16 protein-coding genes are annotated in these 26113 nt (G+C 44.8%); 6 read left to right on the top strand and 10 right to left on the bottom strand.

The features are described 5' to 3' along the window. Positions 1 to 7: 7 nt before the first annotated feature. The 9 genes from AAHK14_RS11120 to AAHK14_RS11080 form a co-directional block, all read right to left on the bottom strand. Positions 8 to 487, bottom strand: a complete 480-nt coding sequence (locus AAHK14_RS11120) for a hypothetical protein (RefSeq protein WP_194092554.1) — start codon at positions 485 to 487, stop codon at positions 8 to 10. Positions 488 to 501: 14 nt separating this feature from the next. Further along, positions 502 to 2811, bottom strand: a complete 2310-nt coding sequence (locus AAHK14_RS11115) for a P-loop NTPase fold protein (RefSeq protein ID WP_194092555.1) — start codon at positions 2809 to 2811, stop codon at positions 502 to 504. 174 nt (positions 2812 to 2985) lie between these two features. Next, positions 2986 to 3627: an ATP-binding cassette domain-containing protein gene (locus tag AAHK14_RS11110; RefSeq protein WP_065256188.1), complete on the bottom strand. Its 642-nt coding sequence runs from the start codon at positions 3625 to 3627 to the stop codon at positions 2986 to 2988. Between the two features lie 2 nt (positions 3628 to 3629). Continuing rightward, positions 3630 to 4316: a molybdate ABC transporter permease subunit gene (modB, locus tag AAHK14_RS11105; RefSeq protein ID WP_065256191.1), complete on the bottom strand. Its 687-nt coding sequence runs from the start codon at positions 4314 to 4316 to the stop codon at positions 3630 to 3632. A gap of 113 nt (positions 4317 to 4429) precedes the next feature. Then, the gene (gene modA, locus AAHK14_RS11100; protein ID WP_083108303.1) at positions 4430 to 5179 is read right to left on the bottom strand and encodes a molybdate ABC transporter substrate-binding protein; all 750 of its coding nucleotides are present in this window, start codon (positions 5177 to 5179) and stop codon (positions 4430 to 4432) included. Positions 5180 to 5298: 119 nt separating this feature from the next. Further along, positions 5299 to 6099 carry an RNA methyltransferase gene (locus AAHK14_RS11095; protein WP_065256189.1) on the bottom strand — a complete coding sequence of 267 codons (801 nt, stop codon included), beginning with the start codon at positions 6097 to 6099 and terminating at the stop codon, positions 5299 to 5301. Between the two features lie 22 nt (positions 6100 to 6121). After that, positions 6122 to 9916: a DNA polymerase III subunit alpha gene (gene dnaE / locus AAHK14_RS11090; RefSeq protein WP_194092556.1), complete on the bottom strand. Its 3795-nt coding sequence runs from the start codon at positions 9914 to 9916 to the stop codon at positions 6122 to 6124. Between the two features lie 469 nt (positions 9917 to 10385). After that, on the bottom strand, positions 10386 to 11414 hold the full coding sequence (locus AAHK14_RS11085; RefSeq protein WP_346818194.1) for an IS110 family transposase: 1029 nt from the start codon (positions 11412 to 11414) through the stop codon (positions 10386 to 10388). A gap of 289 nt (positions 11415 to 11703) precedes the next feature. Next, entirely contained in the window at positions 11704 to 11868 is a 165-nt protein-coding gene (locus AAHK14_RS11080; protein WP_156065270.1) for a hypothetical protein, read from the bottom strand. A gap of 112 nt (positions 11869 to 11980) precedes the next feature. Between AAHK14_RS11080 and AAHK14_RS11075 the strand changes: the two genes are divergently transcribed. The 4 genes from AAHK14_RS11075 to recD all read left to right on the top strand — a co-directional run bounded on the left by AAHK14_RS11075 (position 11981) and on the right by recD (position 23800). After that, positions 11981 to 16294 (top strand): exodeoxyribonuclease V subunit gamma, encoded by a 4314-nt coding sequence (locus AAHK14_RS11075; protein ID WP_194092762.1) that lies wholly within the window; start codon positions 11981 to 11983, stop codon positions 16292 to 16294. 189 nt (positions 16295 to 16483) lie between these two features. Then, the gene (locus AAHK14_RS11070) at positions 16484 to 17512 is read left to right on the top strand and encodes an IS110 family transposase (protein WP_083108321.1); all 1029 of its coding nucleotides are present in this window, start codon (positions 16484 to 16486) and stop codon (positions 17510 to 17512) included. Positions 17513 to 17695: 183 nt separating this feature from the next. Beyond that, positions 17696 to 21565 (top strand): UvrD-helicase domain-containing protein, encoded by a 3870-nt coding sequence (locus tag AAHK14_RS11065; protein WP_194092744.1) that lies wholly within the window; start codon positions 17696 to 17698, stop codon positions 21563 to 21565. A 114-nt stretch (positions 21566 to 21679) separates the two neighbouring features. Then, complete coding sequence (recD, locus tag AAHK14_RS11060; RefSeq protein WP_065254881.1) at positions 21680 to 23800, top strand: exodeoxyribonuclease V subunit alpha; 2121 nt, start codon at positions 21680 to 21682, stop codon at positions 23798 to 23800. 139 nt (positions 23801 to 23939) lie between these two features. On the opposite strand, the gene AAHK14_RS11055 is transcribed toward recD, so the two are convergent. Continuing rightward, entirely contained in the window at positions 23940 to 24305 is a 366-nt protein-coding gene (locus AAHK14_RS11055) for a hypothetical protein (RefSeq protein ID WP_062498992.1), read from the bottom strand. Between the two features lie 278 nt (positions 24306 to 24583). Between AAHK14_RS11055 and argJ the strand changes: the two genes are divergently transcribed. Both argJ and AAHK14_RS11045 read left to right on the top strand, forming a co-directional pair. Beyond that, on the top strand, positions 24584 to 25798 hold the full coding sequence (gene argJ / locus AAHK14_RS11050) for a bifunctional glutamate N-acetyltransferase/amino-acid acetyltransferase ArgJ (RefSeq protein ID WP_065254880.1): 1215 nt from the start codon (positions 24584 to 24586) through the stop codon (positions 25796 to 25798). Positions 25799 to 25841: 43 nt separating this feature from the next. Then, positions 25842 to 26033: an NF038104 family lipoprotein gene (locus AAHK14_RS11045; protein ID WP_065254879.1), complete on the top strand. Its 192-nt coding sequence runs from the start codon at positions 25842 to 25844 to the stop codon at positions 26031 to 26033. Positions 26034 to 26113: the final 80 nt, after the last annotated feature.

Genomic DNA, 26113 nt, shown 5'->3' with positions numbered 1-26113 from the left:
TAATTACCTATGCTTGCAAGATAGGTAATGCACTAATGTAATGCATGTCAATAATTTGAAGAGAGTCATTGTCTGATATAAAACATTCCTTCCAGCCCTTATCAGCCAGCAATGCTTTGACTGTCTCTTTGATAGCGGTGGATTCTCTCCATTTGGATTCGGCAGTTTCATCAAAACTATGTAGGGGGTGAATTAAAAATGGTATAAGCAAAGGACAGGTCATTAAGCCGTAAGTTAAGGGTAGTTTTTCTTTTAATCCTTTCATCCATTCAAATTCTTCAATAGGTAAGCCTAACTTGGCATGCATCTTTGAACTAATGCTAGTGTCTTTGAGGACAGACCCTATTCTTTTTAGGCTCTCTTCAAATTTATCCAAAGTGGTACTAACGTTTTGTGCGGTAAGCAACACTTTATGAATTCCTTCATCCGCCTTGCGAGATGTTAAAAAGCGACTCTCTTCAATCATAACCGCATTAATGATTGCCACGATATGTATCGTCATCAGTTCATGTAGTAAAATGCCAAAACCGCCATTAATGTTTTTTCTCTGATTTTCTTTGGGATCAAAAAACCTTTTTTTCGCAAATCTTCCGAAACACGGCTTAAGGAATAAAACACCCTAGTCCAGACCTTGCCTTGCAATACAGAAGAAATGCCTTGGATATTTAGTTTATCCATCTCGCCCTTCCAATTCCAAAGCATGTCAATAATCTCTTTATATAAATCTTTATTTGATGTATTTAGATTTAAATTATTATTTTCTTCATCAGTGTCAATATCCTCCATCCCATCTGCTTTACCCATGAAAGTAGGTGAGCTATAAGTGGGTATCTCTAAGCGTTGATAAAAGGTTTTCTCAAAAGAGCTTTCATCTTTGGCATTTAATAACTCAGCAATAAATGCCAGTAGGGTATAGCAGGATATATGGTCATGCACCCCTCGGGATGTCATAATGGCATGCCCTGAGACGCGGCAAGTAATGATAGAAAGGGCTGTAGCTAAGATATTATTATTCTTATCCACATCATCTTTGACTACCAATAAATTTTCTGCTGTTTGAGATAAGCGTGATAAAGTACCTGAATTATCTATATACTCCACTCCATTTATAGGGGGATTGCTTTTCATGCCTTTGAGGTATTCTTTTAATTCAGTTTTGCTTTTTCTGCGGATTCTTATCACGCCCGATTTTACCGCAAGACCACTGGTAATATCGTTTAAAATAATGGGCGAATAGTGAGCAGCAACACTATAAATATCATCCTTGTTTGATAGTCCGATATAGTTAATATAATCCTTAATATTCTCGCTTTTGTCATGGTCGGGTACATAGTTTACCAATATATTGCAAGGTGCACTTGTTGCGAGCATCATGGCTAACATACCACCCAACTTGGAAGAATTTTTATTGGTAGAGTTATAATTGGCAAGCAAGGTAGATAAGATGAGCTGGCATGCGTTAAACATGTCATGGTTGGTGTCAGGGCGAGCATAAAAACCAGTTTCTAACTCTCCATATTTGGCGTACAACTCAACCATGGTTTTACCAATGCCATTAATGGCAGGATTGGGCTTGTAAAGCAAATCCATGTCAAACTTTTCGGTAAATAGCTCGTTATAAAACACGTTTGCAAATGCCTCTAGTAAGGCTGTTGGGCTAACATGGTTTTTGGGGTCTTGGGCATCTGCCAAGATTTTTGACAGCTGTATTACTGAGCGAATGGGTTGCTGTAATACAAAATCAACACATTTATCCGCCTCCTTTTTTATCAAAAACAGTCCCTGTTGAAATATATTCACCCAAAAATCCCTAAGAGATTTTTCGGTATTGTTGTTAGGTAGATTTGGATGTTTTAATTTGATGTCAATTGCTTCTTTGTCATTGAGTAGACTGTATAAATCTTTGAGTTTTAATCGTTGCTGGGCGGGTAGGACTTTTAGTAGATACTGCTGAGTTAGGTGTATTGCCATGTCAGATTTTGATTCTAGATGCAGCATTTGTTTTTCGTCTGCTTTTCCTAGGCTTTCTAATTTCTTTTGGTGAACGATGGTATTATATAGGTTCTCATCACCTGTTAATAATACACACACTCGTGGATGAGTAATAATAGAGCGAATATTTTCAAGAACCTCATAAGCTTCCTTGGTTTCTGTATCAACATCATCAATGGCAATGATGAGTAGCTCCGCCCCTAGGATGTCTATCACTTTATTAATGTAGTCATAAAACCTTTCTTCTAGCACCTGCCCATGCTTTGATTCTTTGAGTGCCTGATGTAAGAACCACTGTGCATCATGGGCAGGATTGGGCTGGTGATTTGTTAGTAGTTTTAAGCCCTCAGACATTGCTTGTAGGCTTTCGCGATATTCTTGGCGTTTTTTGTCGTCAGAACAGTATTTAAATTTCTCTTCTGTCGCCATGTTGATTTTTACAATAATATCTATCAAGATATGTTGATGAGTATGCGTAATGGTTGGGTCGATAAATGCAATGGGTAGTATGCGACTTTGATTGCTCTGTTGATTTTGTGGTTCAAGATAGTGGTTTAAGACAGATTTGAGAAAAGTGGTTTTGCCCGCACCTCTTTTACCATGGATAAAAATGGTGTTATTCACCATCTGTTTGGAAAGTTGTTTTTCTAAATGGGAGATTGCGGCTTGATCTCTTTGAGTGTTAGAACGCTCTAAGATATTCTTGAGTAAAGCATCTAGTCGCTCAAAGGCTTGCTGATGAACAATGGCGTCCCTATCAACAAGCGGAACACTGCTTGTCTGTGTTAGGTCAATGGTAATAGATGTGGCGTTTGTCATGGTTTTCTCCTTAGTGTACACATAAAAATCTGTCAGAATTTTAGCATGATTGTGTGCTTAATGGTAGGGTTTTTTAAAATTGTATGTACTGTGCCTTCAACAATAAATAGGATTTATAAATGACCGCATTTACACACTTAAATACAATCCAACACATCAAACCATCAATAAGCACTATCTCACCACCCGATACACACTCGATGTCAAAAATTCAATCTCTTGTATGTCATGACTGACGTACAACATAGGAATGTTCATCGTTTTGATGTCTTGGAAAAATGGCAGAATCTCTTGTTTGTGTTCACTGTCTAGGGCGGACAATGGCTCGTCCATGAGTAGTAGATTGGGAGAGTATAACAACGCCCGTCCGAGTGCCACTCGCTGTTTTTCACCGCCTGAGAGTTTGGCAGGCAGACGCTTGGTCAGATGTCCGAGCTTTAATAGGCTGATGATGTCATCAGGATGGAAGCGGCGGGCAGACTTTTCACGGTGCCGATAGCCGAACAGCAGGTTGTCCATTACGCTCTTGTGGGGGAACAGTTGCCCATCTTGGAATACCAAACCGACCAGTCGGTCTTGGATGGGTAGGTTAATATTGGCTTGTTTGTCAAACCATGTTGTGCCATTGACTCTGATGTGTCCTGATGTGGGTGTGATAATCCCTGCAAAGGCATGTAGAATACTGGTCTTGCCCGTACCACTCGCCCCGAACAGTCCCACGATGTTGTCATCAAAACAAAACTTTGGCGATAGGGTGATTTTGCCCAGTTTTAGGGTGACATCACAGTCAAAGGTGGGTTTGTCATGGCTATTCATTGCTACACCTTTTGTTTTTGCTGGCGATGATACCACTGCGAGAAAAATAACGCCACAAATGCCACACCGACCGAGAACGCCATCAGTCGCATGATGGCGACATCGCTGTCAGCCTGTTGCAGTAAGCTGTACATGGCAAGGGGCAGTGTGCGTGTCTCGCCTGCGACGTTGCCTACGAACGTGATGGTCGCCCCAAACTCGCCCAAACTGCGACAAAAGCCCAAAATCGCCCCAACGACGATACCGCTTGCTGACAAAGGTAGGGTCACTTTAAAAAATGTACCAATCCTACTGGCTCCCAGACTTTTGGCGACCCATTCTAGGCGTGTATCAATCATCTCAAAGGCAAGGCGTGATGACTGCACCATCAAAGGAAAGCCCATGACCGCACTGGCAAGCACTGCCCCTTTCCAATTAAAGGCAAATTCAAGTCCCAAGCTACTCAAATGCTTGCCAATCACGCCTTGATTGCCAAATAGAACAAGCAGTACATAACCAGGGACGACAGGTGGCAGGACAAGGGGAAGATACACCAAAGTCTCCACAAGCGACTTGCCCCAAAACTGTGAGCGTGCCAAAAAATAACCCATCATGATGGCAGGGATGAGATTGATGAGCAAGCAGGATAGGGCGATTTTGACCGATAAGCTGATGACTTCAAGCTCATCGGGGCTGAGTGACAATAACATGGCAAATGATGATGGCAATGATGGTAATGATGGCGACATTATAAAGCAAAATGGGCAATCTGACCACTAATGTCCTTTAACGCCCATTTGTAAGTGGTGTTCGCAGGTATGATTTATTTTAATGGGGTAAATCCATATTTTTCAAAAACTGCTTTGGCATCGTTGGATTGTAAAAATTGATAAAATCGCTTGGCATCGCTGTTATTGGGACGGACAAGTCCCGCAGGATAAATGATGGGCGTGTGACTGTTAGTGGGAAAAGTCGCCACGGTCTTTACCGCTTGGGTGCTGATGGCGTCAGTGGCGTAGACGATACCAAGTGGACATTCGCCACGGGCAACAAAATTTAAGGCGACACGCACGTCTTCGGTCTCGACCAGTCTTGGTTTGATACTCTGCCACCACGTCATGTGCGTGAGTGCTTCTTTGGCGTATTTGCCGACGGGGACACTGGCGGTGTTGCCTGTGCAGAGTTTGCCTGTAAAACTGCCAACGATATTAAAATTTTGGCTCATCGTGACTGCGACAGGTTTTTTGGTGGGGCTAATCATCACCAAACGATTGCCCAGCAAATGCGTGGTGTTGGCAGAGCTAATGAGATTTTTTCTATTAAGATAAGTCATCCATGCCACGTCCGCCGAGATAAACACATCTGCCTTACCGCCTTGTTCTATCTGCTTGGCGAGCGTGCCTGATGATGCATAAGAAGTCTTTACTTTGGTGCGGTATTTTGTCTCATACATCGCATTAAGCTCGCCCATGACATCGGTCAAGCTGGCTGCTGCATAGACGGTCACGTCAGCATGAGCAACGGGCAGGTTTAGCATGAGTGTAGATAATAGGGGTAGGGTCAAAGATTTCATAAAGGACACCAAAACAACCATTAAAAAATTGACATAAGTTAAGAAAAAGCAAGATGACATGATTGTATAACAAAATCACGTCCTAGCCCATTGCCCAAAAGTGGTAAGTTCGCCAATATTTAGCCAATCTTCTTATCAATCTTTGCCAATAACGCTCGCAGTAGGGCGTATTCTTTTTGGTCAAGTTGCAGGCGAGAAGATAGGCGGGATAAGCGTTTGGGTAGGTCTTTTAGCTCATCATCTCGGGCGAGATTGAGCTTGATGAGTAGGCTTGTGATGGCGTCATCAAGCCCCATTTTTTGGGCGTGGGTGATGGCAGGCTCGTCCCATTCGGTGCGATGATGGATGTCAAGCTGGTATTTGAGATTGTGCTGATTATAATGGGTGTCGTCTTTGGTTTTGTCGCTGTTTTGCTCATCAAAATAGGCATAGAGCGTGCTTGTAATGACTTGCACGGCACTTGCCACGTTAAGCACAGGATAGGCAGGGTTGGCAGGGATTTGTACATGATAATCCGCCAGTGCCAACTCATCATTGGTCAGCCCCCTGTCTTCACGTCCAAAGACCAAGGCGACGGTTGCATGGGGGTTTTTAGCCAAAAAATCATGGCATAGCACCGCACACTCATTTGGTGTGATGACAGGCTTGGGTAGATGGCGAGTGCGTGCCGATGCCATGACAATCAAGGCGTGTGGCGATAATGCAGTCTCGATGGTGTCGGCGATGATGGCATTATCTAGGACGGACGCGCCACCAGCAGCATTGGCGTGACTGGTCTCATCAATGGGTAGGCGGGGGGCGACCACGGTCAAGTGGGACAGTCCCATGGTGTGCATGGCACGAGCTGCCGAGCCGATATTGGCAGGCAGGGTTGTATTAACCATGATGGTGTGAATGCGGTTTAGGGGGGTGTTTGGCATGTCAATTCAACTAAATCAGGGCTTATTTCACCACCAAATCCGACCCAAAGGTGTATCTTAGGCGGTTTAGGTTGTTGTCAGATGGATATAGGCGAAAACGGTCATTCGTCAACACTTTACAGATACTGCATTCATCGTACAGATACAGCGACACCGGCAGACAGCCGTCAGGGGTGTTGCCATTTGCGTCAATGATGGCTCCCCCATCTTCGGTCGTTGTTTCGGATTTGATGAATCTGTCAATCTCATCAGGGTTGGGCGGGACGTTCTCTTTTAGCAGGCTGGTCAGTACCGACAGTCGCTCGGTGTCGTGGCTGTGCAGTTTGACGTGCAAGCCGTCCAACGATTTTAGGCGAGACTCGATGATGTTCTTGCCCCCTTGTAGGCGAGCGAACACCCGTCCGTCATTTTCGCTAACGCTAATGCGAGCGATGAGAATCACGCCGTTTAGGTTGTTTAGCTGTTCCCAGTCTTTTTTGTCAATCTTTGCCAATGTTTGCATGTTTAGGCGTTTGGGGTTGAAGTTTTTGTCTTCTTTGGCAAGATGGGCGTATTTTTGGCTTAGGACGGCATTTAGGCTGATGTTGCTTTCAAGCAGGGGCGAGATACGTTGGTATTTGTCCATATAACAGCTCAGCTCCAAGCGACAACTGCCGTCATCTAAGGTGATGGCGACACGGTTGCCAAAGTTTGCCACGTCTATCACCAGTCCTGCCACTAAGGCAAATTTACCATAGCCTGTCTCGGACACTTCGCTTAGGTTTTTGACGTTGGTATAGCGAGGCAATTCATCACGATAAGCATCCATGGGATGACCTGTCAGATACAGTCCTAACGTGTCTTTCTCGCCACGCAGGCGAGTTTGGTCGCCCCAGATGATGTCAGGCAAGGGCGGAGCGACGGACAGCCCTTCATCTACTTCGGCAAATAAGTCAAACGTACCTGCTTCGCTGTTTAGTCGGTTTTGGTGAGCCACTTCCATGGCTTGGGGGAGTTGTTCCCAGAGTCCGCCACGGATTTGGTAGGATAAGTTTTTGCCATGAATGTCAAGCAGTTCGGGACGTAGCACGCCTGCTAGGTCATCAAAACAGCCAGCATTGATGAGAGCTTCCAAGGCACGTTTGCCGACTTTTTTGGTGTCCACACGGTTACAAAAATCGTATAAATCCTTAAAAGCCCCTTCGCTTCTTGCCTTGACGATACTGGCGACCGCGTCTTCGCCCACGCCTTTGACTGCTCCTAGTCCATAGATGATGGTTTTGGGGTCACGAGCGACGAAGTGAAATTGGCTGTGATTGACCGATGGCGGTAGCACTTCTAGATCAAAGTTATCCTTACAGTCGCTGATTAAAAAGACCACGGTATCGGTGTCATCCATCTCCGATGTCAGTACCGCCGCCATGAACTCGGCAGGGTAGTAATGTTTTAGATAAGCGGTTTGGTAGGCGAGTACGCCATAGGCTGCCGAGTGCGATTTGTTAAATCCATAGCCTGCAAATTTCTCCACAAGCTCAAAAATCTTAATGGCAAGCTCACCATCCACGCCAAGCCCTATCGCCCCTTCTTCGAACACCGACCGCTGAGCTGCCATCTCTTCGGGCTTTTTCTTGCCCATGGCACGTCTTAGCATGTCCGCTCCGCCTAAGGTGTAGCCTGCTAAGGTCTGGGCGATTTGCATGACTTGTTCTTGATAGACGATGACCCCATAAGTCGGCTCCAAGGCAGGTTTTAGCCAGTCGTGCTGATATTGGGGGTCAGGGTAGGCGACTTCTTGTATGCCGTGCTTGCGGTCGATAAAATCCGACACCATTCCCGTCTCCAAAGGGCCGGGGCGGTACAAGGCACACATGGCGATGACGTCTTCGATGTTGGACGGTTTTAACTGTTTTAGGTATTTTTTCATGCCTGAGCTTTCAAGCTGGAATACTGCCGTGGTGTTGCCATTTTGTAGGACATGCTCATACACCGCCGTGTCATCTAGGGGCAATTCATCTAGGTCAATGGGGTCAAGCCCTTCTCTGGCAAGGCGTTCATCGATGTTGTTAATGGCAGACTTGATGACGGTCAGGTTTCTAAGTCCCAAAAAGTCAAACTTCACCAGTCCGACCGCTTCGACATCATCTTTATCATACTGACTGACAAAATGCCCTTCATCATCGGCATAAATGGCACTAAAATCACTGATACGATTCGGGGCGATGAGTACGCCCCCTGCGTGCTTACCGACGTTACGGGTCATGCCTTCGAGTTTTTGTGCCATCTCCCAAATCTCAACCGCCTGTTCGTGGTCTTGGGTGTCGGCATTGGTGAGCAAATCTTTTAATAAAGGCTCTTCTTTGACTGCGTCATCAAGCGAGATACCAGGGGTTTTGGGGATGAGTTTGGAGATTTTATCGGCAAGACCATATGATTTGCCCTGCACTCGTGCCACGTCTCGCACCACTGCCCTTGCCGCCATCGTACCGAAGGTGATGATTTGTGAGACTGCCATTCGCCCATAAGTATCGGCAACATAAGCGATGACTCGGTCTCGCCCTTCGATACAAAAGTCCACATCAAAGTCAGGCATACTGACACGTTCAGGGTTTAGAAATCTCTCAAAGAGCAAATCATATCGCAAGGGGTCAAGGTCAGTGATGTTTAGGCTATATGCCACCAGCGAGCCTGCCCCCGAGCCACGCCCCGGTCCGACAGGCACGCCATTTTCTTTTGCCCAGCGGATAAAATCCATCACGATGAGAAAGTAGCCCGGAAAGCCCATTTTTAAGATGATGTCCACTTCAAATTCAAGGCGTTCATCATAAGGCTTTCGCACGTCCGCCCAGCTCTCGTCTCGGCTCTCGGGCGGATAGAGTTTATCTAATCGTCTGTTTAGCCCATCTTCGGATGTCTTGCGGAAAAACTCTTCTTCGGTCATGCCTTCGGGTATGGGAAAGGCGGGCAAAAAGTTTTTGCCAAGGGTGAGCGTGACGTTACAGCGAGACGCCAGCAGGGCGGTGTTTTCGATGACTTGGGGAATGTCAGCAAACAACGCACTCATCTCGCTTTGGGTTTTAAAATACTGCAACTCACTATAAATGCGGGGGCGTGTGGTGTCCGCCAGCACATAGCCACTGGCGATACATACACGGGCTTCGTGAGCGTCAAAGTCTGTACTGGCGGTGTCTTCTTTGCCTTGACTGCGGACACTGGCGTTCATAAAACGCACGTCATTATGAGCGATGATAGGCACGCCAAATCTCGCCCCTGCCATGATGATGTCACGGTTTAGGTCGTCATCATGGACGTGGGTGCGTTTGACCGCCAGATACAGACGGTCGCCAAAGGCTTGTTGCCATGTGCCTATCGCATTCATCCCCCCACGCAAGGCGGACGTTATCTCCGAGCGGTGCGTGAGTATGGCGATAATCCCTGCGTTCTTGGCAGGGTCGAACAAATCCCGCTTTAACACAATGGGCGTGCTGATTGTTACTTTGCCGTTCTCGCCCATGGGTCGGTTGGTGTAGCTGTCTGAGACTAGGCGTAAGATGTTTTGGTAGCCGTCGTTGTTCATGGCGTAGAGTATGACGCTAAAACTCTCATGCTCAGCGGTCGCACTAAAATCATCGCCCGTGATGACTTCTGTGCCAAGCAAGGGCTTGATACCAGCAGTAAGGCAGGCTTTGTAGAACTTGACTAGGGCAAAGGTGTTTTTAAGATCGGCAATGCCCAAGGCGGTCTGCCCGTCATCCACGGCACGTTTGACCAGCTCTTTGATTTTGACGATAGAATCAACAATGGCGTATTCGGTACGCACACCCAAATGCACAAATGACATAAATTCGCTCTGTTTTTAATTTTTAAAATGGGTTTGGGAAAATAATTGGTAAAATAAAAGGTTATTGGCTGTTAAATGGTTTTTAAAAGTTAAATGGTTTACCCCATTCTCAACTTTATGTAAGTGGTTGATTTATCAAGGGCGAATTGCAATTCGCCCCTACAACCTGAAAAATAATCATTGAAAAATCAATAATTTATAACTTTAAGTTGAGATTGAAGTATGGCTTTTAAAATTTTCATGTTTAAAATAAGTCGTGTTTATGTATGGTATTTTGGTAAATTTGTTGGAAAAACATATTTAAAAAGATAACAGACTTCCTGCAAAACCCCAAATTAAAGAAAACCGTTCATGGCGAGCCATGCCTACCCATAACGGTTTTCCGCCACCCGCAGGCATAGCTCAGATACCATGATACCCCACCTAAGTCAATGGTTTTTTAAGTATCTGGTATCTAGTATCTTACAAACTAACTTAAAGATACTTGTTGCTCAAAGGATGTTTGGGTTTTGATAACACCAAAACAGATATGTACCAATTTACGCATACAAGCACATAAGGCTTGCATTTTGGTTTTACCGTTTTGTTGTAATCGTTCATAAAATGCCTTAATGGTGCTATTATAACGAATGGCACTCATTGCAGACATATACAGCTTAGCACGCAAAGAGACTTGCCCTTGTTTGGACAGTTTGGTTGCTCCCTTAAAGACACCTGACTGTCTTTGTTTGGGTATTAAGCCTAAAAACGAAGCCATCTGTGAGGCTTTTTTAAATTGTTTGGTATGTATTAAGCATACCACTTCTTTGGCAATAACAGAACCAATGCCGTCAATGGTTTCAAGTAAGGTTTTGTCTTGCTTTAAACTTGGTTGTTTGTCAACAAAGTCATCAATGTCTTTGGTGAGTTTGGCAATTTCCTCTTGAAGGACATTGATGACTGTTTGCATGGATGCTTTAACCAAATCGGGCAGATTGGGTGATAAGAGCAACTCTTGTCGGTTTTGCTCTCGTTGCAAATCTTCTTTGAGTGCTTCTAAGCGAGCCAATAGAGCTTTTAGCTGTTTGGCTTCAATGCTAGGTGCTACCCAAACCTCAGGCTTGTGGCTATAACCATACCTTGATAAAATAATGCTGTCTTTTTTATCAGTTTTATGGATTACCCCCAAACTGTCTGCAAATTTGCGGACATAGTTAGGATTGACAATGCTTTGCTTGATATTATTATCATCAAGAAACTCACTTAGGTGTTCATGATAAACCCCTGTTGCTTCTAGGATGATGTGTAGCTCATCAAGATGATTGCTGACATTGGTTTTTAACCAAGCAAGCAGTAAATCAAAGCCTGCTTTGTTGTTGTTAAAAACCTTGGTTTTTACTTTATTTGTGCTTGGGTTTATAAATGCAACATCAAACTTTGCTTTGCTGATGTCTATGCCAATATAGTGTATCATCTGTCTCTTGCCTTGTTTATGCAGTGTCTGTTTTAATAAACGCACTTAGATACCATTCAGAGTTAAGATGACAAGCAAAGGACACCATCTGAGCACCAGTGTTAAGACACTAAGGGCGAACCCGTGTTCTCTTTGCTTGTATAACCCAACAACATTCTAGCAGATAATCTAGGTTTGGTGTTGGGTTGATACAAGGGCGAACGGAAAACTAGTTTTGCAGGAAGTTTAACATATTAATTTTAAAAAAAATTGTCATAAAGCAAAATGCCATTTTTCCCAGCAAATCCATTTAATTTAACTTAACACACCATTAATTTAAAATACCAATCCATCATCACAACGCCACAGGTATGGGGTTAATCTCTTGGCTGTTTTGATAAAAGCCTATGCCCATTGACACCACAAACAGCAATACAAACACCGCCAAGACACCTAACACGGCTTTTTTAAGATAAGGATAGCATTTGGAGCAGGCGTGTTTGATGTCGGATTTTTTCATGATATGAATCAATGGGTTGGGGTTTGTTTTGATAAATTTGTCAATGATTGCTAAATGGGGTTATTATAACATGGAAAATTTACCAAAATCACGGTAAAATTAAGGAAATTTTTTGGGGCTATCCCAGTCATCATCTTATCATCAATACCGAGCCGATTTGTCCATGTTTCACATCATCCAGTCCAATAACACCGACCGTCTTGTGGGTCATTTGATTGATTTTTATCAAAAAAATAACGCAGAAGATGACCTTGCCCATCTGATTTTTACCCCGTTTACCGTCATCGTGCCGTCCATGGTGTTAGGCGACTGGCTGACCAAGACCGTGGCGAGCCGTGTGGGCATTAGCACGCTGTTTACCGCCCAGTTTTGGGGTAAATACCAGTGGGACATGATGAGAACGGTGTTGGAGCTAGACGCACAGGCACATCCCCATGACGCTCTGTCCGTGCCAGAAGTGGCGGTTTTGTCCGCGTCCATCATGCGTTGGCGGATTTTTGGCTTTGTGATGAGTGAGTTTGAAAAAAATGCCCAACTGCTTGATGATACGGCTCATCCACTTTATTTTTTGATAAAGCCTTTGTATGATGACGATACAAATAGCCTGCCCGAGACTCGGCTGTGGCAGGCGTGCGATGAGTTATCACGCTTGTATGTGCGGTATTTGACCCATCGCCCTGAGTGGCTTAGCGACTGGGCAAATGGCGTGTCGCTCACCGATACCGTCAAGCAGATGATGAGCGAGAAAGAGCGATTGGATAAAGCCTTTAGGGCGATACAGCCAATCGATGACAATGATAATGATAAATCTGATGATAAATCTGACAAAGCCAATGACAGCGACATGCCTGAATGGCTCATAGAGCATTATTTGGATTTGGAGCGACTGCTTGGCTATCTGTGGCAACAGCTTTTTGGCGAGACGTATCGTTATCGCTTGGCGTTAGAAGAGCGTTTTTGGCAGGTGCTGTCAGGCAAGCGAGACGGCACTGCTAACAACGCCAATCATACCAATAACGAAACTTTGTCCATGCGTGCCATACAAGCTCTGCCCAAAGCTCTGTATCTGTTTACCGTGCAACAAATCCCCAAAGTGGAGCTTGATTTTTTAAAACAGTTGTCTTTGTATCTAGATGTGGTGTTACTGCACTTTAACCCATCGATGATGTTTTGGGCGGACATCGTGGACAGACAATGGCTAAAAACTCAGCAAATCATCCGTCCGCACATGGTCTATCTCAAAGACTACGGGCATGGACTGCTGTCACGACTGGGCAAAGAGTCCCGAGATACCTTTGCCATGCTTGCCGACCTATCAGGGGGCGACAGTCACGCCACATGGCAGGTGCGTTGGCAGGATGATTTTGATGAGTCCGTGCCTGACGGTGGCACACTGCCGAACCTGCTACAAGGCTTAAAGGCGGACATTCTCATGCTAAACCATGATAAGGACGTCCATGAGCAGGCAGGCGGGCAAGTCGTGGCGACTCTGCTCGATGATGAGCTATTTGCCCATGCTGATGACGTGGCAGATGATATGCTCATGCAAAAAGTCCGCCCCAAGATACCGCTTGGGCTAGACATCGGGGCGGACATGGGCAGTCTCTCCATTCACGCCTGCCACAGCCTAAAACGCCAGTTGGAGCTGTCTCGACTCATGATAGCCAAATATCTCAATGATAACCCCGAGCGAAGTCTTGCCGATGTGGTCGTGCTACTGCCTGACATCGTCAGTAGCGAAGACATCATTCGCTCGGTGTTCCCTGACGGACGGGGGGCGGACGGACTGACTTTGCCCATCAAAATCACAGGCACGCCTGATAAGAGCATTGATGAGCTGATAGGGGCTATCATGGGCTTTTATACTCTGCTTGGCGAACCGACCAGTCGGTTTTATGCTGATGAAGTCTATGAGTGGCTACTGACCCCTGCGTTATATGAGAGCTTTGGGCTGTCGTTTGATGAGATGAGACGGGGCGTGGAGCTACTAAGGCAGGCAGGGTTTAGACGGGGTTTTGATGAAAGACACCTGTCAGCAACCTTACATGCTGATGACAGCGATTATCGTTATACGTTTAGCCATGCCTTAGACCGTTTGGTGTTGGGACTCTTGAACCCGACCAAGACCCCAAGTCGTGCCTTACATCCCTTTGTATGGCGTGCAAGGGCGTTTGGCGAAGCGAGCCTACCGCTCATGGGCGTAAGTCTGGGCGACGAGCCTGTGATTCATGCCTTGACCGCCATCCATGCAGGACTGTCCGCCAACCGCCAACAGCTCACTGCCGTGGACAGCGTGGAGCGACTTTTGAACCACATCGAGCATGACGTCATCAACCGCTACTTTGGGCATTGGCATGACAGCGTTGCCATGCGGGCGATTTTTAACACCAAAAACGCCATGATGAGTAGCCTGCGAGCGAATCGCTATTATCATCACCATCTGACCGTGGGGCAGGAGCAGGTCGGCAGTGTGGCAAGTGCTGATGACATTCGCCTGTCGATGAAATTCGTATTGGAGAGCCTGTCCGAGACAGTCAAGGCACAGGCGATTAGTGCCGAGCCATCAGAAGTCATTACCTTTGCCCGCTTTGGGGCGGTGCGGAGTATTCCTTTTGGTTTGACGGTCATGCTAGACATGAATTTGGCGTCCTTTCCACGCCAAGACAGGGCGGTGCGACTTGATTTGATGCGTGCAGGGGTGCGACGACTGGGCGACCGCTATAACGAAGATGATGATAATGGGGCGTTTTTGGATGCCTTGCTATGCACCAAAGATGCGTGTTTGATTTTTTATCAAGGACTAAGCAGTGACGGCAAAACCAAGCTGTTACCTGCGTCTGTCGTGGGAGAGCTGATAGAGTTTTTAAAAACCGAAGCTCAGTGGCGAGCTGACGGCATGAATGATTGGCAGACGGATGTAGAGACAGAGACAGACGACATGAATGATGACATTACCATGCTCATCAATCAGCTCATGCCTGCCCTAGTCGAAGATTATCTCATCACTTACCATAGCCCGACATTCTTTGACAAGGCGGTGTATTATCATGATGACCATCAGATAACCCCTGCCGATGACATGGCAGGACAGCTCAAAGCACACCTAACAGCGAGACTGACCGCTCTAAAACACCGCCAAAAACAAGCCCTGCCCCCGCCACAGCTGTGGCAAGACATCCGCCACACCCTAGACAGCCCAGTCGCCACGCCACAGCCATCATCGCTTATCATGGATGATAAGGCAGTGCAGGAGTTAGCAGACTGGCTTGGGCAGTCTTTGGCTTGCCCAGATGATAAGGCACTTGCCCATCATATCAAGGCGATGTGCGAGCATTATGAGCTGACCTTGCCGACACACATGCAGGCAGGCGAGCTTATCGGTCGCTTTAAAAACCTAAGCAAAACCTACCTACACGACAAAGTCAAGATTGACAAAGAACGCACCCCCGATGAGCAAAACGAGCCGTTGAGCTTAGACTCATTGGCTAATTATCACATGAATGAGCTGTTCATTCGTGGGGCACAGTTTGGGCTGTTTGACACGCAGACGGGCGATGAGTCATTTCGGCAGGTGCTAGACACCATGAGTAGGGCAGGCGACCATCGCCATAATGACGCCATCTTTGCCATGCAGTCGCTGTATTATGGCGACCGACTGCCAGCAGGGCAGTTACGCTTATCCACGCCTGATGAGTATTTTACCCAGCTCAAAGACGACCTTGGCGAGTTTGGCAATACGCTAGATACACTCAGGCAGGATGAGCGTTATGCCAAGGCATTAGGTACTGGGGGCGGTGTGCTAAGCACCACTTCTGAACAAAGTGCCCCACTCATCTGTGATGACATCCACATTGACATCACTGCCAGTCTGCCGACCAATGACACATCTGACCTATCTAACACACCTGACACATCATGGCGAACCATCTTACCAAACACCGCCCGAGCTGAGCATTTGTTCCGTTTTTTTGTTCATCATCTGTTATGGCAGATGACGGGCGATGATGATAAATTTAGCCTGTGGCAATACCGTAAGGCAGGCGGGGACACTCATCTGTCGGGGCGGACATTTGCCATCGGGGGCATTGACACACGCACCGCCAAAGCCCATATTCTAAACCTAATCGTATTGGCACAGCTTGCCAAACGTGAGCTGATTGTCATGACGCACCGAGACGCTTTGGCGTACATCGCCCGTAGTCAGACCGATGATGCGAAAATCACGCCTAAGCTGTTTGAAAAATGGATAGGGTATGAATATAGTGATATTTATGAAACCGACAGTCGCCATGAGACATGGCAGTTGGCATTACAAGGGGCTGACCCCTACAAAGCCCTGACGACATATCTACCCTTAGCGTTGCCACTGTATCAGCTGATGTTTGGCTCGCTGATTGCTGTTGATAAGTTAAATGAAAAAAGGTAATAGTTTAAAAAGTATGCCAAACTCGGTTTTCCGTTCGCCCTTGTATCAACCCAACACCAAACCTAGATTATCTGCTAGAATGTTGTTGGGTTATACAAGCAAAGAGAACACGGGTTCGCCCTTAGTGTCTTAACACTGGTGCTCAGATGGTGTCCTTTGCTTGTCATCTTAACTCTGAATGGTATCTAAGTGCGTTTATTAAAACAGACACTGCATAAACAAGGCAAGAGACAGATGATACACTATATTGGCATAGACATCAGCAAAGCAAAGTTTGATGTTGCATTTATAAACCCAAGCACAAATAAAGTAAAAACCAAGGTTTTTAACAACAACAAAGCAGGCTTTGATTTACTGCTTGCTTGGTTAAAAACCAATGTCAGCAATCATCTTGATGAGCTACACATCATCCTAGAAGCAACAGGGGTTTATCATGAACACCTAAGTGAGTTTCTTGATGATAATAATATCAAGCAAAGCATTGTCAATCCTAACTATGTCCGCAAATTTGCAGACAGTTTGGGGGTAATCCATAAAACTGATAAAAAAGACAGCATTATTTTATCAAGGTATGGTTATAGCCACAAGCCTGAGGTTTGGGTAGCACCTAGCATTGAAGCCAAACAGCTAAAAGCTCTATTGGCTCGCTTAGAAGCACTCAAAGAAGATTTGCAACGAGAGCAAAACCGACAAGAGTTGCTCTTATCACCCAATCTGCCCGATTTGGTTAAAGCATCCATGCAAACAGTCATCAGTGTCCTTCAAGAGGAAATTGCCAAACTCACCAAAGACATTGATGACTTTGTTGACAAACAACCAAGTTTAAAGCAAGACAAAACCTTACTTGAAACCATTGACGGTATTGGTTCTGTTATTGCCAAAGAAGTGGTATGCTTAATACATACCAAACAATTTAAAAAAGCCTCACAGATGGCTTCGTTTTTAGGCTTAATACCCAAACAAAGACAGTCAGGTGTCTTTAAGGGAGCAACCAAACTGTCCAAACAAGGGCAAGTCTCTTTGCGTGCTAAGCTGTATATGTCTGCAATGAGTGCCATTCGTTATAATAGCACCATTAAGGCATTTTATGAACGATTACAACAAAACGGTAAAACCAAAATGCAAGCCTTATGTGCTTGTATGCGTAAATTGGTACATATCTGTTTTGGTGTTATCAAAACCCAAACATCCTTTGAGCAACAAGTATCTTTAAGTTAGTTTGTAAGATACTAGATACCAGATACTTAAAAAACCATTGACTTAGGTGGGGTATCATGGTATCTGAGCTATGCCTGCGGGTGGCGGAAAACCGTTATGGGTAGGCATGGCTCGCCATGAACGGTTTTCTTTGTAGCATACTTTTTGAACCAGAATTAATGAAAAAAGTGATAAGGACAATAAATGACAACCCAATCCCACATCCCTGCCATTGCTTGCACGCTCAGTAATGGCTATTTGATAGAAGCGTCCGCAGGCACGGGCAAGACATGGACATTGACCGGCATTATTTTACGGCTATTGATAGAGAAAAAATACGCCCCCGAGCGTATTATTGCCACGACCTTCACACGAGCGTCCGCCAGCGAAATGCAAGAGCGGATACAGGCTCGTATCAGCAGTTTTTATCGTTATCTCTCTTGGCTAAACGGGCAAAAGGCGACCCATGCCCATTGGTTTTATCACGCCCAAGATACGGACAGCGATACCGCCAGAGACATCAATGAGACATGGGGGCAGATAGTAGAGCAGGCAGGCGTGGCAGGCATTGTCGACCATAACGACCCGATTAATGAGCATTTGATAAAACAGCTCATCACAGACAGCGATCCCAATGCCTTGACGCTGGCGATTCGGCGGTGTTCGCTCCTGCTTGCGACCTTGGATAAGCTGTTTGTGGGAACGCTAGACAGTCTTGCCCAAAAGTGGCTCAAAGAATTTGCCGACCAAATCGGCTATCAGATGAACACCGAGCTTAGCACGAGCAGCAATGAGCTAACCCATGCTCTCATTCATGACGCCTTACGCCGTGAGCATGTGCGAGTCGCCCAGTTGCCACTGTATGCACTCATTGATAAGGCGGTGTTTAGCGATGTCGGCTCGGCACATCAAGCAGTTGCCGTGGCGTTGAATTTCTATGACACTCCCATTGATACCATGGCAAGTGTGGATGAGTATTTGGCGATATTGGATAAACGGCTGATGTCTGTCTTTGAGATTATATCCGTCTTTGAGCCTTTTTATGAGCTTGATTATATGTTGGCATTTGGGTTTGTAAATCGTGGAAAAGCCGTCAAAGAATTTGGACGTTTAAAAAATATCATGGAAATGATAAAAATCCATCGATTGGATTTTGTGAATCATATCAGTGATGAAGATAAAAGTTTTTTGAATGACTTAAAAGACATTAAAAAAGAAACAAATTTTAAAAACAATTTTGAAGATAACAAACAAGCCTTTCTTGCTTTGCCGTTAGATAAATTATTAATCATCAGTGAAACAGTGACTGCCATCAAGGAAATTCCTGATTATTATAAATCCTATCTATACCAAACCATCGCCAAAGATGTGCGGGCATTATTAAAAAGCACCTTAGAGCGTCAGCATAAAAGCACCTTTACCTTTCAAATGGTGCGACTCATCGAAGCCTTAGAGCATAGCCCTGAGCTGGCAAGGCACATTCGCCATCATTATCCTGTGGCATTGATTGATGAATCCCAAGACATTAATGGACTGCAAAAACGCTTAATAGAGCTTGTTTATTTGGATTATTTTAAAGAAAGGCGAGACAAAGGCAAATCTAGAACGGGATTTTTATTATTGGTTGGCGACCCCAAACAGGCGATTTATCGTTTTCGGGGTGGGGATGTTGCCAATTATAACAGCATTAAACATTATGGGCAGACTGATACATCACCGTCTTTATTAAACAGCGATCTGAAACTCACGACCAACCGCCGTTCTAATAGCGGGTTAATCGACAGTTTAAATTATTGGTTTGCTCATCAAGATAACGCCCATAACCCTGCTTATCTGGGCGACGGTATTTATTATCAGTCCATCACTGCCCACAAAGAGCAAAGTTTATTATCATGGCAATATTTAAATAATTCCACATTGTTTGATTATTTAGGGCATAAACCATTAACATTATTGCATTTGCCTTATAAAAAAGATGATGACAACAAAAAGTTGGATAAATACCAATACATCGCCCATCATATTAATAGCTTATTGCAAGGCGGACATACCCTTGATGATAAAAAAATAAAACCTGATGACATTGCGGTATTGGCACGCACCAAAAAAGATTTGGCACAATTAAAAAAACAGTTGGATAAATTGGGCATTCCATCGATTTCGCCCAACGACATTAATGTTTTTACCACAGAGTCGGCAAAAGATTTATATGCCCTACTCACTGCCATGATAAGCCAAGAGCGAGAGATTTTGGGACGACTTTTGATTACCCGATTATTTGGCCATGAGTTAAAAGAAGTTACTGATTTGTTAAATGACGAACAAGTCGTCCAGTCCGTTGTTTTTTATTTAAAAGAATGCCATCAGCGGTTTTTAAAATATGGCATTGCCAGTGCTTTGACTTATGCTTTATTGCACCATCCGTTATCCGATGACAATCTGTGGCAAACATCCGCCAAGGCAGGCGAGCGATATTTGGCGGATTTGTGGCAACTGACCGAACTGATAGGGCGAGAATATACCCATCAGGATAATAATGAGATAAAACTCATGAATTGGCTTGCTGATAAAATGACAGGACAAGATGATAATGAAGATTATCAACGGATAATATTGCCAAGCGAGTCGGGCGTGAATCTCATGACCATTCACAAATCAAAAGGTTTGGAATTCCCCATTGTCTATGTGATGAATTTGGATGACCCTGCCACAAGCAAGAACCAGAAAGACATGTTTTATGCTTATAGTGATGAGCGATATAACCGCCGTATCTCCCCCATCAAAGATAAAGTGGCTGATAATGAGATAATAAGCAATTATTATAAAACCAAACAAGACCAAGAATTGCTTGATGAGCGTTTGCGACTGGGTTATGTGGCATTGACCCGAGCATCAGAGCAGACTTTTGTGGTCGGGCAGGATTTATATAGTGCCAAGCAAACAGATGAGCGACCTTTATTCTTATGGTTCGGTTGTAGTGAAAAAGAAATCGTATTGCCCGAGCGATTGGCGGATAATGTAAATGTGGTTAAGTTGGCAGAATCAGAACAGCTGATAACCGATAGCTATCAAGGCGATGATATGGTATTGACCCCGATGCATTATCAGCCGTGGCAGACAGTATTTGCCAAGGCGTATTTTTATGGGGCGTCCAAGACCAGTGCTACGGCATTGATGAGTGCGTTTAATAAACCATCGGTGATGGATGATGATAATGCCATCGATGATGAGATAACCATCATCCCACAAATGGCGACGCCCATGGATGATATTATCCCTTATCCTGAGAATGACATTCGCCCATTATTTGAAAAAGGCGTAAATGCAGGAACATTTTTACATCATTTATTACAATTTATCGACCCCAATGATAAAAACAACATCAGCAGTCACATTGATGATGAGATTCGCCAATTAAACTTTGCCCATGCTTATCACAGCACCCATGGCGATATATCGAATGAATCAGATGATGAATTGGCTAATCAGGCTGTATTAAACCATCATCAAGCATTGATAGAATGGCTGTATGACATTAGCCACACACCATTTTTATCATCAAAGATAAGTTTGAGTGCATTAGCCCCCAATCGCCTTGCCAAAGAAATGTCTTTTACCCTAAGATTGACCGAGTCTTTTAATATCAATGAGCTAAATGAGATATTTAAAACGTACAGCGACAAAGAGATAATACTCACCGAGCAAAACCCATCTGCTTATTATAAATATCTCAATGGCGAGATGGATTTGGTTTATGAACATCAAGGCAAGTTTTATGTTGTGGATTATAAATCCAACTTTATCGGCGAGAGTCTGTCGCATTATCGCCATGACTCATTAGAATCCGCCATGAACAAAGCAGGCTATTGGCTCCAAGCGTGTGTATATCAAGTGGCATTGCACCGTTTATTAAAATTACGCATAAAAGATTATGTCGGGCGTGAAGAGCAGTATTTGGGAGCGGTGGAATTTGTCTTTTTGCGGGGCGTGGATAAACATGACCCGACCTTGGGGCATATTGCTTGGCAAGTGCCATTACCACTTATTTATGCGTTGGATAAATTATTTGGTTAAGTGATTTGATTAAGTTTTTATATTTTATTAAATGATTTAATCAGACAATTTGGCTAAAACCGATTAATGAGCGTTATTTATTTTAAAATAAACCGCTAAGATAAAAGGAAATCCATGAATACCCCCTATCAAAACAACATCGCCCAATATCTCACCAGACGCATGCAGGATAATGCTAACTGGTATCATGAGACAGGGCGTATTGATGACTTTGTATTTAATACGGCTGATGAGACGATATTTTGTTTGATTCATTTTGTCATCAGTCAGTTATTACATGACGGGCATACGGTGCTAGTATTAAAGAAGCATGATGATATTAACAATAATCAAAATACCGTCTATGATAAATTAAGCCCGTGGCAATTGTCAGTATTACATCCCGTGATGTCGCTAATTAGCGATAAAGTGGGGGATGAGTTGGATTTTAATGCTATTTTTGGGCGTATTGATGAATTATCAAATGATAAAACGGCTTTGGCTCATTATATCCATCACACCCAACACGACCTAAAAGAGCGGTATTATCGGCACAGTATCATCACCAAAAGCCACAGTCATCAGTCAGATGAGCAGGTGGTGGCACAGCTTGGCGAGCTGATGATTTGTGCGTTGCGTTTTTATTATGTGACGAGTATTACGCTGGGTCGGGATTTTGATGAGTTTATCAAGCGATTGCACGCCAGCCCCTTTTTTGTTCATGGCTATGATGAGCGAGCGGATGGGGCGGTGGTGTTTTATCATGATGATGACACGCTGTATCTGTGGCTTGGTCGCAGTTATCAGGCGGAGCGTGAGCTGTTGTCCGCCATTCATGAGATTCGCCACAGTCCCATCCACGCCCTAGATTTGCCCATCAACCCATCGCTAAACCCCGAGCAACAGCAAGCCATCAGACAGGTGGCGAGCGAGCCATTTAGTATCATCACGGGCGGGCCGGGGACGGGCAAGACTTTTACGGTCGCACAGATTGTACTGGCGTTGCACCATGCCCTGTCAGATGTGGGCGGAGAGCTGAGTTTGGCACTGGTCGCCCCCACGGGCAAGGCGTCACAGCGTATGGCGGAGTCGCTTCAAAATGCACTCTCGGGCAGTCAGACCAATATCGTCCTGCCCGAGCCGATGACCATCCATCGTCTGCTTGGCATTGGCATGAGTGGCACACCCCGCTACCATGCGTCAAACCCACTGCCGTATGAGCTGATTATCGTGGATGAAGCGTCCATGCTTGGCACGGAGCTGGCACGTCATCTGCTCTGTGCCGTCAAGCGTGGGGCTAGGATTATCCTACTTGGCGACGCTCATCAGCTCTCGGCGGTGGACGCAGGGGCGGTGCTGGCGGACTTGTGTCGCATACCGAGCTTGATGACGACACGCACGCATTTGGTCGTATCCAACCGTTTTTCTAAGGATTCGGGCATTGGGCGTTTGGCAGAGCTTGTCAATCAACCGGAGAATATCGCCTTTGACAAGCTCACCGCACTCATTCATCAAGAAAGCCATCTGTCATGGACGGACATTGCCTTTTTAACAGCACAGCCGTCATTTTTGCGACAGCAGTTTTATAAAAACATCGCTGATGAATATATGACATCTGACGGCTTTTTTGCTTTAACCAAAACATTAAAAAAGCAGTTTGCCACATATAGTGATGATGAAAAACAAAAACAGCTAAAAACATTAAATGAGCGGTTTAATCAATATCGCATTTTGACCGCATCGCATATTGGTAGTTGTGGTGATGAGTTGATTAATGGCTTTATTGAATCATTACACCGTGATTATTTAAAACTGCCCACGGTAAAATCGCCTTGGTATCATGGTCGCCCTGTGATGATATTAAAAAATCGCTATGATTTGGGATTGTTTAATGGCGATATTGGCATTTGCTTGCAAAGTGGCAAACGGGGTCATGAATTATCGGTGTATTTTGGTGATTCGGTAAAAGGCTTGCCGATTAATATGCTAGACGGCGATATTGCCACGACCGCCTATGCGATGACTGTGCATAAATCACAGGGGTCGGAATTTGAAAAAGTCGCTGTGGTTTTTAATGACGATAACGAGCGTTTGTTATCCAAAGAGCTGATTTATACCGCCATTACCCGTGCCAAAACCAAAGTAGCGATATACAGCACCGAGCAGGCGTTATTAAAAGCGGTCAACACCCCAACAATCCGCCAAACAGGATTATTAGTACATGATGACATAAAAAGTGGGGTGGATTTAAAATAAGTTTTTAAAAATTTTAAATATAAAATAGGTTAAATTAAAATTTGTCAAATTTAAATAATTTATTTGAAAAAATAAAAACATTGGGATAAATATTTAACCCAATGTTTTTATAAAAATGTTTTTATAAAAAAGATGAGAATTATTGACATTGAAATTTAATAAAATATTCATAATCATCATCACGGCTTAGTTCAGGGGAGCCTGTGCCGAGTATCGTGCCGACCACTTTTGCCCCTTGTTCCATGACTCGCCCCATGCGTTCGTCCATCACGCCATTGTAGGTGGTGGTGTCATTGATGACGACGGGGGTTTTGTAACCGCACTGGGCTTTGGCGGACGCTAGGGCGTTGTTTTGGGCGGTGGCTTTGGTTTTACCCAGTCCCGTGGTCTCAAACGTGTTATCCGCCCGAGCGATGACAGGGTTGGTGGGTGTGCTTTGGCAAGCGGTCAAGCCCATGGCAACTAAGGCGATGGCACCGACAGAGCGTAGGGTAGTGATGTTCATAACGTATTCCTGATAAAATATAAAGTGTGTTATTAATGACATGCTAATATGCATAGCTATGCTTAGCCATTTTAACAAAACTTATTTTCTTATTATTATCACAATGGTAATGTTTTGTCTTTATATTTATTTAACATAATCCATTTTTCAAAAGTATAAAAATAAAAAACCATCCACATGATTTTGCTCCATAAATTTTTACAAAAATACACAAATTTTTGGTACAATGGTTTTATTTTAAATCAAATTGTTATTTTAAACCAAATAAGGAAAAAACCATGCCAGTCGGTGATGTTAGTCTTGTGCCATTGTTGCCCGTTGATGGCGTAAAAATCGGTATTTGTGAAGCAGGTGTCCGCTATGCAAACCGCCGTGATTTGACGGTGTTTGAGATAGATGATGGGGCGAGCGTGGCGGTCGTTACCACGCAAAACTACTTTGTGGCAGCTCCCGTGCAAGTGGTGCGTAAACACATCCAAACGCACACACCACGCTATCTACTTATCAATACAGGTAACGCCAATGCAGGCACGGGGCAGGACGGCTTGGATAGGGCGTTGGCGACTTGTCAAGCGTTGGCGGACAAAACAGGTGTGAATGCGTGCGAGGTGCTACCATACTCCACGGGTGTGATAGGCGAAACTTTGCCAAGCGAGCGGATTATCGCAGGGCTTGATAAGGCGTTGGCGGACTTGACAGCGGATAACTGGCTAAACGCTGCCCACAGTATCATGACGACCGACACCACCCCCAAAGGGCATAGCGTGCAGACCACGATAGATGGTAAGACCTACACAGTAACGGGTATCAGTAAAGGGGCAGGCATGATACGCCCGAACATGGCGACCATGCTGGGCTTTGTGGCGACAGACGCTCACATTAGCCCAGAATTGCTCCAAAAAATCTTGGTGGACTTAACCAATCAATCCTTTAACCGCATTACCATTGACGGCGATACGTCCACCAATGACTGCTGTACACTTATCGCCACAGGCAAAGTGGGGGATTTGATAAACAGCGAAAACCACGCCCATTATCGAGCCATTTATCAAGCCATCAAAGAAGTAATGCTAAAAATCGCCCAGCTCATCGTGCGAGACGGCGAAGGGGCGACCAAATTTATCACGGTCAAGGTAACAGGCGGTAAGACCACGGACGACTGTGCCAAAGTCGCCTATGCGGTGGCTCATTCGCCCCTTGTCAAGACGGCATTTTTTGCGTCCGACCCGAACTGGGGGCGGATTTTGGCAGCGGTGGGTTATGCGGGCGTGCCATTTGACCAAAGCCGTGTGAGTGTATCGCTCGACGAGATTGCTATTTGTCAGCGTGGCGGACTGGCGGACGGTTATACCGAAGAGCAGGGGCAAGCGGTCATGAGTCGCCCTGAGATAACGGTCAGTATTGATTTAGAGCAGGGCGATTGCACCGATACGGTCTATACTTGCGATTTGTCGCATGAATATGTGAGTATCAATGCGGACTATCGTTCATAATTGACACAAGGCAAATCGGAATTTACTTAATAAAAGGCAACCCATGAAAAAATTATCCATCATCTTAACTTTAACCTTATCTACCCTAATCTTGCAAGGCTGTGTTCATAAAGTCGTCACCACCCCTGCCAAAGTTGCCTACAAGACCACCAAAGGCGTGGTTAAAGGCACGGCAAAAGTGGTTGGGGCGGTCATTCTTGATGGCGACAAAAAAGACAGCAAAGATGATGATTAAATATTAAATGAATATTAAAAAATAGTTACAATTTAGCAAAATGATAAACACAACATTGGGACAAAAAACTGTTCTAATGT

Source organism: Moraxella sp. K1664 (genome assembly GCF_039693965.1).
In the GTDB taxonomy this organism is placed as follows: Bacteria; Pseudomonadota; Gammaproteobacteria; order Pseudomonadales; family Moraxellaceae; genus Moraxella.
This window is presented reverse-complemented; position numbering and strand designations above follow the sequence as displayed.

Excerpts from the sequence above, each read along its gene's own strand:
- AAHK14_RS11045 (WP_065254879.1), top strand. The coding sequence starts at position 25,842 with ATGAAAAAATTATCCATCATCTTAACTTTAACCTTATCTACCCTAATC.
- AAHK14_RS11080 (WP_156065270.1), bottom strand. The coding sequence starts at position 11,868 with ATGAAAAAATCCGACATCAAACACGCCTGCTCCAAATGCTATCCTTAT.
- argJ (WP_065254880.1), top strand. The coding sequence starts at position 24,584 with ATGCCAGTCGGTGATGTTAGTCTTGTGCCATTGTTGCCCGTTGATGGC.
- AAHK14_RS11115 (WP_194092555.1), bottom strand. The coding sequence starts at position 2,811 with ATGACAAACGCCACATCTATTACCATTGACCTAACACAGACAAGCAGT.
- AAHK14_RS11055 (WP_062498992.1), bottom strand. The coding sequence starts at position 24,305 with ATGAACATCACTACCCTACGCTCTGTCGGTGCCATCGCCTTAGTTGCC.
- modB (WP_065256191.1), bottom strand. The coding sequence starts at position 4,316 with ATGTTATTGTCACTCAGCCCCGATGAGCTTGAAGTCATCAGCTTATCG.
- AAHK14_RS11110 (WP_065256188.1), bottom strand. The coding sequence starts at position 3,627 with ATGAATAGCCATGACAAACCCACCTTTGACTGTGATGTCACCCTAAAA.
- recD (WP_065254881.1), top strand. The coding sequence starts at position 21,680 with ATGAATACCCCCTATCAAAACAACATCGCCCAATATCTCACCAGACGC.
- modA (WP_083108303.1), bottom strand. The coding sequence starts at position 5,179 with ATGAAATCTTTGACCCTACCCCTATTATCTACACTCATGCTAAACCTG.
- dnaE (WP_194092556.1), bottom strand. The coding sequence starts at position 9,916 with ATGTCATTTGTGCATTTGGGTGTGCGTACCGAATACGCCATTGTTGAT.
- AAHK14_RS11065 (WP_194092744.1), top strand. The coding sequence starts at position 17,696 with ATGACAACCCAATCCCACATCCCTGCCATTGCTTGCACGCTCAGTAAT.
- AAHK14_RS11095 (WP_065256189.1), bottom strand. The coding sequence starts at position 6,099 with ATGCCAAACACCCCCCTAAACCGCATTCACACCATCATGGTTAATACA.